This is a genomic window from Halobacillus sp. GSS1 (assembly GCF_017307035.1).
GTDB classification, from domain to species: domain Bacteria; phylum Bacillota; class Bacilli; order Bacillales; family Halobacillaceae; genus Halobacillus; species Halobacillus litoralis.
On sequence record NZ_JAFLHE010000001.1, the window covers coordinates 691,906 to 703,802 of the forward strand.

The 11,897-nt window shown below is 45.1% G+C and carries 19 protein-coding genes and 1 pseudogene; 6 read left to right on the forward strand and 14 right to left on the reverse strand.

What is annotated here, in order from left to right:
• The first annotated feature begins 98 nt into the window (after window positions 1–98).
• Entirely contained in the window at window positions 99–710 is a 612-nt protein-coding gene (locus J0K78_RS03560; RefSeq protein ID WP_206945417.1) for a class I SAM-dependent methyltransferase, read from the forward strand.
• A gap of 306 nt (window positions 711–1,016) precedes the next feature.
• Window positions 1,017–1,193, forward strand: a complete 177-nt coding sequence (locus tag J0K78_RS03565; RefSeq protein ID WP_206945418.1) for a hypothetical protein — start codon at window positions 1,017–1,019, stop codon at window positions 1,191–1,193.
• Window positions 1,194–1,639: 446 nt separating this feature from the next.
• On the opposite strand, the gene rpsN is transcribed toward J0K78_RS03565, so the two are convergent.
• The 8 genes from rpsN to J0K78_RS03605 form a co-directional block, all read right to left on the reverse strand.
• Window positions 1,640–1,909 carry a 30S ribosomal protein S14 gene (gene rpsN, locus J0K78_RS03570; protein WP_206945419.1) on the reverse strand — a complete coding sequence of 90 codons (270 nt, stop codon included), beginning with the start codon at window positions 1,907–1,909 and terminating at the stop codon, window positions 1,640–1,642.
• Window positions 1,910–2,119: 210 nt separating this feature from the next.
• Window positions 2,120–2,659 carry a GNAT family N-acetyltransferase gene (locus J0K78_RS03575; RefSeq protein ID WP_242517682.1) on the reverse strand — a complete coding sequence of 180 codons (540 nt, stop codon included), beginning with the start codon at window positions 2,657–2,659 and terminating at the stop codon, window positions 2,120–2,122.
• A 78-nt stretch (window positions 2,660–2,737) separates the two neighbouring features.
• Window positions 2,738–2,995, reverse strand: a complete 258-nt coding sequence (locus J0K78_RS03580; protein ID WP_206945420.1) for a hypothetical protein — start codon at window positions 2,993–2,995, stop codon at window positions 2,738–2,740.
• 17 nt (window positions 2,996–3,012) lie between these two features.
• Complete coding sequence (locus J0K78_RS03585; protein WP_206945421.1) at window positions 3,013–3,249, reverse strand: hypothetical protein; 237 nt, start codon at window positions 3,247–3,249, stop codon at window positions 3,013–3,015.
• A 1-nt stretch (window position 3,250) separates the two neighbouring features.
• Window positions 3,251–3,685: a hypothetical protein gene (locus J0K78_RS03590; protein ID WP_206945422.1), complete on the reverse strand. Its 435-nt coding sequence runs from the start codon at window positions 3,683–3,685 to the stop codon at window positions 3,251–3,253.
• A 6-nt stretch (window positions 3,686–3,691) separates the two neighbouring features.
• Complete coding sequence (locus J0K78_RS03595) at window positions 3,692–3,877, reverse strand: hypothetical protein (protein ID WP_206945423.1); 186 nt, start codon at window positions 3,875–3,877, stop codon at window positions 3,692–3,694.
• Complete coding sequence (locus tag J0K78_RS03600) at window positions 3,877–4,428, reverse strand: GNAT family N-acetyltransferase (RefSeq protein ID WP_206945424.1); 552 nt, start codon at window positions 4,426–4,428, stop codon at window positions 3,877–3,879. Before J0K78_RS03600 ends, J0K78_RS03595 begins: the two co-directional genes overlap by 1 nt.
• A gap of 14 nt (window positions 4,429–4,442) precedes the next feature.
• On the reverse strand, window positions 4,443–5,066 hold the full coding sequence (locus J0K78_RS03605) for a pyridoxamine 5'-phosphate oxidase family protein (RefSeq protein WP_242517683.1): 624 nt from the start codon (window positions 5,064–5,066) through the stop codon (window positions 4,443–4,445).
• A gap of 121 nt (window positions 5,067–5,187) precedes the next feature.
• Between J0K78_RS03605 and J0K78_RS03610 the strand changes: the two genes are divergently transcribed.
• Complete coding sequence (locus tag J0K78_RS03610) at window positions 5,188–5,805, forward strand: acetate uptake transporter (protein ID WP_206945426.1); 618 nt, start codon at window positions 5,188–5,190, stop codon at window positions 5,803–5,805.
• 30 nt (window positions 5,806–5,835) lie between these two features.
• On the opposite strand, the gene J0K78_RS03615 is transcribed toward J0K78_RS03610, so the two are convergent.
• Window positions 5,836–6,090 (reverse strand): hypothetical protein, encoded by a 255-nt coding sequence (locus tag J0K78_RS03615; protein ID WP_206945427.1) that lies wholly within the window; start codon window positions 6,088–6,090, stop codon window positions 5,836–5,838.
• 467 nt (window positions 6,091–6,557) lie between these two features.
• Here J0K78_RS03615 and J0K78_RS03620 point away from each other — a divergent pair, with 467 nt between their 5' ends.
• On the forward strand, window positions 6,558–6,947 hold the full coding sequence (locus tag J0K78_RS03620; protein WP_206945428.1) for a sporulation protein: 390 nt from the start codon (window positions 6,558–6,560) through the stop codon (window positions 6,945–6,947).
• A 141-nt stretch (window positions 6,948–7,088) separates the two neighbouring features.
• Here J0K78_RS03620 and J0K78_RS03625 read toward each other — a convergent pair whose 3' ends face one another.
• From J0K78_RS03625 to J0K78_RS03645, 5 genes and pseudogenes are all read right to left on the reverse strand, one after another.
• A complete protein-coding gene (locus J0K78_RS03625) occupies window positions 7,089–7,982 on the reverse strand; it encodes a metallophosphoesterase (RefSeq protein WP_206945429.1) in 894 nt (297 codons plus the stop codon).
• Window positions 7,983–8,312: 330 nt separating this feature from the next.
• Window positions 8,313–8,816, reverse strand: coding sequence for a GNAT family N-acetyltransferase (locus J0K78_RS03630; RefSeq protein ID WP_206945430.1), 504 nt, complete (start codon window positions 8,814–8,816; stop codon window positions 8,313–8,315).
• Between the two features lie 249 nt (window positions 8,817–9,065).
• Window positions 9,066–9,362 (reverse strand): hypothetical protein, encoded by a 297-nt coding sequence (locus J0K78_RS03635; RefSeq protein WP_206945431.1) that lies wholly within the window; start codon window positions 9,360–9,362, stop codon window positions 9,066–9,068.
• 149 nt (window positions 9,363–9,511) lie between these two features.
• Window positions 9,512–9,757: pseudogene (locus J0K78_RS03640) on the reverse strand (hypothetical protein); the annotation flags it as partial.
• An 87-nt stretch (window positions 9,758–9,844) separates the two neighbouring features.
• Complete coding sequence (locus tag J0K78_RS03645; RefSeq protein ID WP_206945433.1) at window positions 9,845–10,984, reverse strand: FtsW/RodA/SpoVE family cell cycle protein; 1,140 nt, start codon at window positions 10,982–10,984, stop codon at window positions 9,845–9,847.
• A gap of 128 nt (window positions 10,985–11,112) precedes the next feature.
• Here J0K78_RS03645 and crcB (J0K78_RS03650) point away from each other — a divergent pair, with 128 nt between their 5' ends.
• Window positions 11,113–11,487, forward strand: coding sequence for a fluoride efflux transporter CrcB (crcB, locus tag J0K78_RS03650; protein ID WP_206945434.1), 375 nt, complete (start codon window positions 11,113–11,115; stop codon window positions 11,485–11,487).
• The gene (gene crcB / locus J0K78_RS03655; RefSeq protein ID WP_206945435.1) at window positions 11,487–11,855 is read left to right on the forward strand and encodes a fluoride efflux transporter CrcB; all 369 of its coding nucleotides are present in this window, start codon (window positions 11,487–11,489) and stop codon (window positions 11,853–11,855) included. The genes crcB (J0K78_RS03650) and crcB (J0K78_RS03655) overlap by 1 nt, the downstream gene beginning before the upstream one ends.
• Window positions 11,856–11,897 lie beyond the last annotated feature (42 nt).

The following is an 11,897-nucleotide window of genomic DNA, read 5'->3' on the forward strand; positions in this document are numbered from 1 at the left end:
GCTGCCTCTTTTCTACACGTACGGTCATCCATTTGTAAAACCAGACTATGTTATACTGGTCCATAGTATGAAAAATCAGACAAAGCGGTGAACTTGATATGCTAGAAGATACGGGCGAACGGGTCATACCGAAACAAATGGACCCGATGAACAACATGCTCCTTGAGCACATTGCACGGTACGTGTTTTCCACCCCCTATGTCCATGGGAGGGTATTGGATCTGGCATGCGGGACCGGCTATGGAAGTCTCAAAATAGCCAAAGATACAAAAGAGAAGATCGATGAAATCATAGGCATGGATATTTGTGAGGAGACCTTGCAATACGCGGTTCACAACTATTATCACCCTTTGCTCACCTTCAAGCAGGGAGATGCGATGGATGCTTCTCTGCCGGAGGAGATCGGGACCTTTGATACGATTCTCAGTTTTGAAACGATCGAACACGTCAAGGATGACCGTTTGTTCGTCCAGCGTATGTACGATCTACTGAAGCCAGGCGGCACCCTTATTCTGTCCACTCCATTCGGCGAAGGAAGGGATTATGAATGCGGTCAGCCTTTCCATTACTTTCAACTGACCCCTAAGGAATTCGAGGACTTGTTCGAAGACTTTTCTGAAAAAGAAATCTATAATCAGCGCGGCGTCACTATTGAGCCTCCACGTGAAGGCGTCTATTATCCTTTAGGTGTCGCTGTATGTAAAAAGTAGGGACTTCGTAACCTGGATAAGTAGTTCTGTTTTCGAGGAGAAACATTTTAAGTAGCATACGAATTCGCATGACTTTTTAGCACAGTAAATAACTTCCTGAATAACGCCTTGACATTTTCTATGGTCAAGGCGTTATTCAGGTTGCCTTTAAAATGGGATGCGATGTTAATTTGTTTAAGTAATTCAAGGATTAATACCATTATGTGGTATATTATATGGTAAAGAACTAAATGGTTATTATAATGCTTATAATTAAACGGGTTTAAATGGATTACATTCATAATTAACGAACGAGAGGTGGAAATAATGTTGGATTGGCTCTGGTTACCGTTAATTGTTGCATTTTCTCTAGCTTATTATGCTCATAAGAATAAACTGAACCATAAGGAAAAACTAAGAGAAATTGACTTGAAAGAGAAACAAATTGAGTTAGAAATGATGAAAGAAAGAAACGGCTCCAACACAGATGAAAAAAGTGTTTAAATGAATGATTGAAGGGATTTTTTATTGAATAAACATCACCATCAATGACAAAAAGCTTGGGATCACCCAAGCTTTTTTTGTGTTTATAGGCCTAGCCCCTCGAGGTCATAGGTGTTTCAGCTGCGTGAAGAAAGAGAACTTCACTCCGCTGAAACTCTTATGCTTGTCGGGGGTGAACAAAGCCTCTCCGCTTTTGAGTATTATCTGGTTCCGACCCCAGACGCTCGAGACATAAGCAATCTCACTCTGTGGCAAAGACCGCCACGCCGTGATTTTGCTTATGCTTGTCGCATCTAACAGGGTGTCTCCACACTTCCACCACGTCCAGCTCCAAGGCCTAGCCCCTCGAGGACATAAGAGTTTCAGCTGCGTGAAGAAAGAACACTTCACTCCGCTGAAACTCTTATGCTTGTCGGGGCTGAACAAGGCCTCTCCGCTTTTGAGTATTACCAACTGGATTTTTTCACGCCTGGGATTTGGCCTTTGTGGGCGTGTTGTCGGAAGGTTATGCGGGACATTTTGAATTTGCGCATGTACCCTCGCGGCCTTCCGGTGACTTCACAGCGTCCGGTCAGGCGTGTGGGGGAGGAATCTCTGGGTAGTTTCCTTAACGCTTCGTAGTCACCTTTTTCCTTCAACTCTTTACGCAGAGCTGCATATTTTTGAACCATGGCCTGACGTTTCTTCTCTTTTGCTACTTTTGACTTTTTAGCCATATCTTCATTCCTTTCATTTAATAGTAATTATTACGATTTAAAAACACATAAAAAAATAGATCGCTTCTATTCTAAAAGAGCGAATCCCGGCTAGATTAATAGTAACGATTACGAATTACATCTTATAACAGGTTATGAAATTTGTAAAGGGGGAAGCATTCATTCCTGCTTCCCCCTTTTCCATCTATGTTTTTTTACATCAGCATAGGTTTACCATTCTTTACGGGGCAGAGAATACGTATAATGGTCATAATACCTGCCTTGATAATAATGTTTATCCCGGAACACACCTTCGCACGTAAACCCTAAACGTTTCAACAGATCAGAGGAACGTTGATTCTCAACCGCTACATAAGCGTGGATTCGGTTCAGATTCATGTTTTGAAAGCCGCTGTTGATACAGGCCACCAGCGCCTCTTTCATCAGTCCTTTGCCCCAATAGTCGGGATAGAGATCATATCCGATTTCCGCCATTCGATTCTGCCTGTCCCATAAATGGAAACCACAGGTACCGACAGGAATTCCGCCCCTCTCTTTACTCTCGAGGACCCAGCGATTGTACCCTTTTTCTTCAGGGTTTGAAAACCATTCTACTAGTGCCAGAGCCTGGTCATAATTCTCCAAGTCTTCTTCATCATATAAAAACTCACAGACTTTGCTGTTGCTGAAATGCTTCAAAATGAAGTTCGTATGCCTGGAACTCACGCTTACCAGATTGAGCCGTTCGGTTTCCATTGGTGGAAAGTGCAAAGCTCCCCCTCCTCTATTTATATAAAAGTTCCAGGCGGAGGAAAAGGCTGTGGGCTTTCCTCACCTGTAAAGAATCATCTACTCCCTGATCTCCTCTTCACGATTCAGAACTCCCATTTTTCTGCCGCCCCGCCATAAAAGGTGAAGAATCCCTGCTGTAATCGCTCCATAACCAAGGAAATAGAAAACCAGGAAATAAAGAAACGAACCATAGTCCTCGAATTCAGAAAAGGAATTCGAAACAATATAGCTTTCATTTCCAATCGCCATCAGATAAAGCGGAACGAAAATCAACCAGAACCGCTTCCAGAAATAGCGCTTGAATTCATTCTTCATGACATATCCCTCCATGTTTAATAGGTACGCTTCGTACCCGTACGTTCCGTAGTGTCATCATCCGAAAGCTGTTCATTCAAGACCTCGACTTCCTGCCTCAGCATCTGAAGTTCCTGCTGGATGCCCTCCAGTTCATAGGAATGATCCTGCTGTTGAATGGTCGGGCTGCTAATTCCACTTGAAGCGGCACAGCCGGCGAACAGGATACAGATACCGACAAAATAAATAGGTCCGCGAAGTTTTTCCATCTCCACACTATTCATCCTCCTCTCCAATCACGGATTGGATATATGATGCATCCCTTTCCGAAATCGTAAAAAAGGCGGGATCCTCCCATGTATCGCTTTGTCTCTCTGCCAATACCGCCCCGTCTTCTGTGAACCATATTCTGAGATCCGTCAATCCGACCGACCTTTTTGGGCTCATCAGTTTCAGAGAGGCATCCGGTTCATTTTCCTTAACAGTCACCCCATCAGCAGGCTGTTTTCCGAGAAGAATGGCAAGCATGGTATCCATCTTTGCCGGCTGGTCGACCTCTGTCAGAACCGCCCCATTGGGAGGCTGAGTTTCTCCTCCCTCTTCCTGAATCATGATCTGATAGGAAGGGTCATCCGATGTGATGATCCCAACAAAATACCCACCGCCGAAGACCAGACCAATCCCTACTAACCAAAAAAGAAATTTCCACATATGTATTCATCCTCTCCCTTTATGCTTCTGCCTCCAAATGAAAGCGATGATAAGGATAAGGAAACCTGCCAGCGCGCTCAGGAGATGAGCGGTGAGGAACTCTCCATTACGAAGGTAACGGATAGAGAAAACGCCTCCAAAAATCAGCATCATCGTCGTTGCGAACATCAGGAAGAAACGATTGATTTCCATCAGGATTCTTCCTTTAGGAACTCATTCCGCAAACGGGAAAACATGAGTGCATCATGATTCTGATCATTTTGGAAGAGATACCCTCTCAGCACCCCTTCTTCTCTGAATCCCAATCTCCGCAGCAATCCTGATGAGGCATCATTTTGAGGAAAAGTCACGGCACCTAAACGGTAAAGCCCCAACTCATGAAACGCATATTCGATAACGGCCGATACGGCTTCTGATGTGATCCCTTTCCTCCAGAAGGAAGGGTCGAGTTCATAACCCACTTCTGCCTTTCGGCTGTAGGGGCTCCAATTGTTCAGGCCGACGGTTCCGATGAATGCCTCTGTCTCTTTCCAAATGATTCCCCAGCGGATGCTCTTTTTCACTGCAAAATTGTCCCGGAACGAACGGACGATGTTTTCTGCCTGCTCCCGTTCTGTGAGAGAAGGCATTCCATAGTACTTGGTGACCTCATCTTTCGACATGATGGCATAGTAGCGGTCAATATAATCGTCCGTGATTTCCACGAGCTTCAGGCGATCGGTTGCTAATTCTTGAAAATCCATGTTCCTGTCACCTCTCAATACAGTCGTTTTGTGTAACTTTCCTTTAAACGCTCCGTGACCGCCGCCTCATCCAGGTCAGGAAGTCTGGCGTGTTCCGCGAGCATCTTCGCAGCAGACGGCCGCTCTTCTTTTGCAAGCCATGTGCCAGGCTTCCATAGTCCGGAGCGTTTGAATGCTTTGGCACAATGGATGAAACATTCCTCGACTTCAACGGCAATGCCGAGGGAAGGAACTTTTCCCTTGTGTGCCATTTTTTCAAGGAGATCTTTATCAGCTATGATGCACGCCCGTCCATTCACCCTCAACGTTTCTTCAACGCCTGGGATGAAAAAAATCAAACCTGCATGAGGGTTGGAGAGCAGATTCCTCATCGAATCCACACGCTTGTTCCCCGGCCTCTCAGGAATAATCAAGTAGTTTTCATTCAGGATGTGAACGAAACCTTTCTCATCCCCCCGGGGGGACACATCACCGTTCCCTTCCGAATCGGAAGTCGCAAGCATCAGGAACGGCGATTGTCTGATGAACTGCCGGGCATTTTCATCCAAGTGATGGATCACCTTATTGTTCACCAGTTCACTGGGTTCGCCTGTCATTTCGCGAAGCTCCTTTTCATCTGTAATGACATGCTGGAACATCTTCCACTTCCTCTCCATGGCTTTGAAATCTATGAAAGTTTCGCTTACATGAAAAAACTCATTGCATGGCCTCTATTTTTTATGTAAATTGAACAAGTATGTTTTTTAGGAGGGATCATCTATGAATCAATCAACAACGACGCAACGGGTACAAATGACCACCGCAGACCCTTCCGCGATCGGACTTTTTGGACTCGCTATGGTTACACTTGTGGCATCTTCAGCTAAGCTTGGATGGACGGACGGGGTATCTTTCATTCTGCCTTGGGCGATTTTCCTCGGCGGGCTTGCCCAGCTGTTCGCAGCCATTCAGGATGCGAAACATAACAACACGTTCGGGACGACGGCATTTGCCGCTTTCGGACTCTTCTGGTTCGGAGTCGGAACGTCCTGGCTCATCGACTTCGGTGTCTTCGGAGAAGCAGCCGCCCAGGCGGTCGACCCGCATCAATTGGGAATCGCCTATGTCGGTTACCTGATTTTTTCATTATTCATGACGATCGGCGCCATGGAAGCGAACAAAGTGTTGTTCATCATTTTTGTATTGATCGACTTCCTGTTCATCGGCCTTTCCCTGTCGACACTCGGAATTGCGCCGCACACGACGCATATGGTAGCTGCCGTAGCTGAATTAATGATTGCGATCATGAGCTTTTACGGGTCAGCCGCCAGCGTCTTGAATGTCCATTTTGGAAAAGTCACGCTGCCCATCGGGAAACCGTTCGGCATTTTCAAATAAAAGCAGGCCGGGAATCGCTCCCGGCTCTTTTTAATTGCTCAACCGTTGGTACGCCTTCTTCAATTCTTTTGAAAACATAAAGAGGATGCCGAGTACCATGAGAATCCAACTGAGAATCATCGGAAACATGAGGCCCCCCTGCAGCACCGCACTCCAATACATCCCCGGAGGATTGTTCCAGCTCTCGATAAAGGACAGATGAATTACCGCCCCCACCGCTGTAAAACCATAAAGAATGACGCCGCTGATAAAAAATAAAATACCGGACCAATCTTTTTTTGCCATTCTACTTTTCTCCTATCTATGAATCGCTTCTTCCGCTTTGTGACGATCAATTTTTCTTATATAAAATTTGAATTCCACACGGTAATCATACCTGTATGCAGGTGAGCCTACGGAAGGTGTATGGCTGACGGCAGCGACTCGGCACTTCACGTCTCCCGCAGAAAATTTGGATGCTGTCTCATCCTATTCCTTTTGTATGAATGTAGTATAAATGAGAGTTTTTTATTAGATAAGTAGTATTGAATCACATGGATGAGACCATCCATCTGACTCCTCTTAGATAACTTTACCATAGATTTTTTCCAAGATTAACCTTTCAGGAAGCGATTTATAGTCAGTTGCTGAATTTTCGAAAAATGATTGACGGGATGTACAGGGTCGAATATGATACAAATATATCGAATCAATAGAGTTCAAGCTTTGAGGTTCCCATCATCTTGAACGATGGAGATAAGGAGGCTTTGATCATGTTAGCGAAGCTGTTCAACTGGTTCGGACCAGGCCTGCCCAAGGTCGACTTGGTACTATCCAAGACAGAATATGCTCCCGGAGAAAAAGTGACCGGATCTTTCCATTTGATCGGTGGATCGAATCAGCAAATCATTCAGCGGCTGGAATGTGACTTAATGAAGAGAAGTCCAGGAAACAAACCGAGCCTCTTACAGCCGATCACCACCGTTCTCATGAACCGTGAACTTGATCCAAAAGAAGAAAGTGAATATCCGTTTCATTTCATTTTACCAGAGACACTGGGTTTGGATGATCCGGAGACGACCTATATCCTTCAAACCAAACTTGTCCTGCAAAATAATGCGAAAACGTCAGATATGGATGAGATTCATATTGTCATCCGTTGAAAATATGAAAAAAGCAGTACTCATCGCGTAGTACCGCTTTTTTCATAGGTTTATGTTTACATAATAAAATTACAGTATCCTGTAGTGAGAAGTCCTATAATATATACATAGATTTGAGTGAACAATTCAGCGACTGCTTCTTTATTCTTCTGCCCCAGTCAATTGGAATTCAGTAATTTCCGGTGGATTGTTCATCCTTACCGGAATCAAGCTTAAGCCGATGCCACGGTTGACATACAGGCTGTTTTCATCATTGCCATATTCTTCTTTCATCCACCCATCTACACGGGCCTTCCCTTTAGCAACAAGGTCTTTCCATGACCAATGTGGGGTAAACGGGATCCTTATTTGCCCGCCATGCGTGTGACCGGCAACCGCGGTTGATGCAGCTCCCTCTGGAATTTCATCGAACGATTCAGGATTGTGCATCATGACGAAGCGCGCATCCTCTTCTTCTATTTTTTCAAACGCGCGGGAAATCTCATCCTTTTCCGGCCACCGCGCTCCGATTCCTGTCAGATAAAGAGGTTCATCTGCCCTCTCATTTTCCAGAGCTACAGAACGATTGTGAAGAATTTCAATATCAATGTCCTTCAGTTTCCTTCTCACTCGTTCAGCTGTCTCCTCGCTCGGCTCTACCTTACGGCTGCTCATATTGTAATCGTGATTCCCAAGCACAGCATAAACAGGAATGCCTTCCTCTGTTAAAGGCTTTAAATAAGATTGAACTTTTTCCATTTCATTCTGGTGGTCATTCACGGAATGATAGACATAGTCTCCGAGGAGAACGACTGCATCCGGGGATCGATCTATGATGCGGTCCACCACATCTTCAATCTGTCCATCGTTATCCAGCCACATCCCTACCTGAAAATCACCGATCGCTATGATTTTTTTATCTTCCCATTCTTCAGGGAGATTAGGAATCACAGCCTTTTCTTCTTCTACATCTATCGTATAGGGCTCCACCATTCCCCAAGTGAAAAGAATCACAAGTACGATTAGCGGAATATATAGGATCATTCTTTTATTCATTTTCACCATTCTCCCTTCATTGATTAAAATGCGAAGGAACTTGGTCCACTCAGGACCACATTCAGCTGCCTATGTTATCTTCCAACTATGTAAGCCATTTTGGAGCTGAAACACTTCTGTGAATGTCCATACACATCGAATTCGTACAGAATCCATACCTGTTTCGCTCATTTTTTAAACGTATCCATTTTCATTTTTCTATGAAAAATTGCATTCATGCTCTAGGACTCAAGTTGAGCCAAGGTGCTGGTCATGGAACATTCAAAGAAAGGGCCCTGAGTGATTACTCAGGGCCCTTTTCTTATCAACCTTATAAATCCATCCGAACGATCAAGACATACTCTCTTCTGTTAAAGTCCACAAGTAAATCGCTTCCTTAAGGCTTTTCCCATCAATCGTAATCGTGACCTCTTCCACTCTTTCACCGCCCATCGCTTCGTAAAACTGACAGGCAGGATTTTCTGATAATACTTTGACCCTCATCTTTTGGTGACCCTTTTCCTGCAAATCACGAAGGATGAAAGAGAGCAAAGCTTTTCCAGCGCCGCGGCGCTGGAACCTTTGCCGTATGTATAACGAACTTAATTCGGCATTGGAATCCTCGTAAGTTGAGGAATAGTGCCATGTAGCAAAGCCGGCCGTTCCTTCCTCATCTTCCGCTAAGATGATGTTCGAAGATTGGATGTTCTCCGTCCATAGAGCTTCTCTTTTTTTATAGGTGAGACGATCCAAGTAAGTGTCTGGTACCAGTCCTCGATAAGTCTCGAGCCAGGCATCAACATGGATTTTTGCGATGGTCGGAACATCCACCCGTTCAGCTTTTCGTATCTTCATGACTCACCTCCTTATCGTTTGATTTCTATGATGGTAAAAGTAGAACGCTACGTAAATAAGGAGAAAAGCCCCACCTAATCTTCATCTTTTCTCCCACCAAAATCGAAGCCTGATTTCCCCCAGTAAATTAGGAACATTGCTGGAGCCACAATCATCGCTATAGCCATGATCAAATTGATGAAATTCATAAGGTCCCTCCTTAATATTCAACCTCTTATAAAAACTTTCACTACAGCAAAGTGAGTTTAATCATTTTTCAGGTATTAGGACTGTTCGTTGAGTCGGAACGCGAGCATTAGTAACAATCTGTGGGTGCAACGTATATGTTTTCCCATCAATCTCAAATGTGTATTTCCCATCGCTCGTCACTTTTCTTCCTTGATTTTTCAATTCCAGCTCAATAGCCTTCACATAGTTCGTATGATCTTTGTACCATTCATCCAAGTGCATGACGATATTGCCTTTCTGATAACCAGAAGATTTGTAGGCAAAATATCCAATAAGTAAGAATGGAGTGAAAAGCACGAGAAACATCAAGATCTCCATAAGCACCTCTCCCTCCCTTTACAGTGAAAAACCAATCCATTATCTTTTGCGGTTCTTCCAAATTCTTTAGGCAGTGACAACCATCACCGGTTACTATACTAACGAATGAGCGTGCGGTTACGTTTCACCTTTTTTGAATTTTCTCTCTATTATCTTTTCCTCTCTTGGTGAATCCCGCTGCTAGTTTGTACATTCCACCTTTCTTTTGCGCGATTCACACCTTCTTTGGCGCGACTCGGGCTCTCTTTCGTGCGATTCACTCCTCCTTTGGCGCGATCCGCATCCTCTTTGGCGCGATCCGCACCCTCTTTGGCGCGATCCACCCCTCCTTTGGCGCGATCCGCACCCTCTTTGGCTCGATCCGCACCCTCTTTGGCGCGATCCACCCCTCTTTTGGCGCGATCCGCCTATTCCTATTCCTCGAGATAAGCACCATAACCAAACAAAAAAAACGCCACCATACATTGGTGACGTTTTTCCGTTTAGGCAGCTGCTTTCTGTTCCTGCCCTTTTTTAATTTTTGAAATCGCATGGATGTTAATAAGAATCCCCGCAGAAAACATCATCATGAGCAATGACGTTCCCCCATAACTGACGAATGGAAGTGGAACTCCGGTCAGAGGTAGAAGGCCGGTCAAACCACCCAGGTTGATGATGGCCTGAATGCCGATCAAACCAGAGACACCAATCGCAAGCAGGCGGCCAAAGGTATCGTGGCTCTCCATGCTGACATAAAATCCGCGCAGCACGATCAATCCAAGCAAAAACAACACCACACTAACACCAATGACGCCTAGTTCTTCAGCAATAACGGCCATGATGAAGTCGGTGTGTGCTTCAGGTAAGTATCCGAGTTTTTGTACACCAGCACCAAGTCCTGTGCCGAACAACCCTCCATTATGTATCGCAAGGTAGGAGTTGATCAGCTGGTACCCAGCATCATCCGCGTATTCAAACGGTTGATAAGCTCCGTCGAAACGGGAAAGCTGTTCTTCACTGAGCCCGAAATTGTACATGAAGATCGCCCCGGCAAGAGCAATCCCGATCATGGAAAAGAGGTGGACCTTCTTTAATCCGCTGGACATGATGATCAGTCCAGATACCGCGAGGGCAATCAGGGCTGTCCCTAAATCCGGCTGTTTCAAGATCATCGCGACGACCAGCATCATCAAAATGATCGGTGGCAGCAGAGCTCTGGTGAAATCTTCAATATACCCGCTCTTTTTCGTAAAAATCGTGGCCATGTAAATGATCAGGGACATCTTGGCCAATTCAGCCGGCTGGAATTTCCCAAGACCAGGAATCGGAAGCCATGATTGGGCATTGTTGGACGTATGTCCGAATACAAAGACCGCGGCAAGAAGGATGACGGTCCCAAGCAGAATCAGCTTGAATAACCGTCGATAGTTTTTGTAAGGAAAAATGATCCCAAGGAATAGGGCGACCAGGCCAAGTCCCCATGACATCAACTGTCTGTTGAAAAAGTAATCAGGGGTTACTTCGTAAACCATGACACCACTGACCATACTGGCACTGTACACCATCACCGTACCGAAAGCAGACAATGCCAATACAGCGAATAGGATGGTAAAATCTATGTTTTTCAAAATTCTCCGTATCATGCGTAACCCTCTTTCGTTTGGTACTATTATGTAAATTATAAGGCTTCTTGCCGTGTAAAAAAAGCATTCCTTTCAAATTACTCCGAAAGTCTATATAATAACGATTAGATTTGTAGGAGGTTTGTGGAATGATTTATTTTTATGTCGGAATCGGTGGGATGATCGGCGCATCTCTTCGGTTTTTGATCGGTGAATGGCTGAAGAACCCTGACCAGTGGTTTCCTTATTCCACACTGACCGTCAATTTGACCGGGAGCTTCATCCTTGCCTGGTTCACCATGGGAATCGTTGAGAAGTTTTCCCTCTCATCAAAATGGAAAGCGGCCCTCGGCACAGGGCTGGTCGGATCGTACACGACATTCTCCACCCTGAGTATGGACGCCGTTTCTATCTATGAACGAGGAGACGTAATCCTCAGTTTCCTTTACATAGCCCTAAGCATTTCCGGTGGTCTAGCCTTTTCTTTGCTCGGATTCACCCTCGGCAGAAGGTGGGGTTCCTGATGTTTTTGAAACTATTCCTCGTTGGCGCGGGAGGATTCATCGGTGCGGTTCTCCGCTATGGAATAAGCCAATGGATCGGAAAACGTACAGCATCCACTCTCCCTGTCGCCACCCTTTTTGTCAATCTGCTCGGCTCTTTTATCCTGGGCCTGCTCACTGGACTTAATCTTTCAACATTCTGGGTACTCTTTGGTGGCACAGGCGTCCTGGGAGCTTTGACGACCTTTTCCACTTTCAAGTTGGAGTCTGTCCAGCTTCATTTCAAAAAGAACTGGAAAACATTCATCCTGTACACTGTCCTCAGCTACACATTAGGAATTGCCTTAGCATGGACCGGCCTCCAATTGGGAGGATTCATCCCCAGTTAAAAGATTTCAAAAAGGACTTCCTCACAAGGAAGCCCTTTTTTC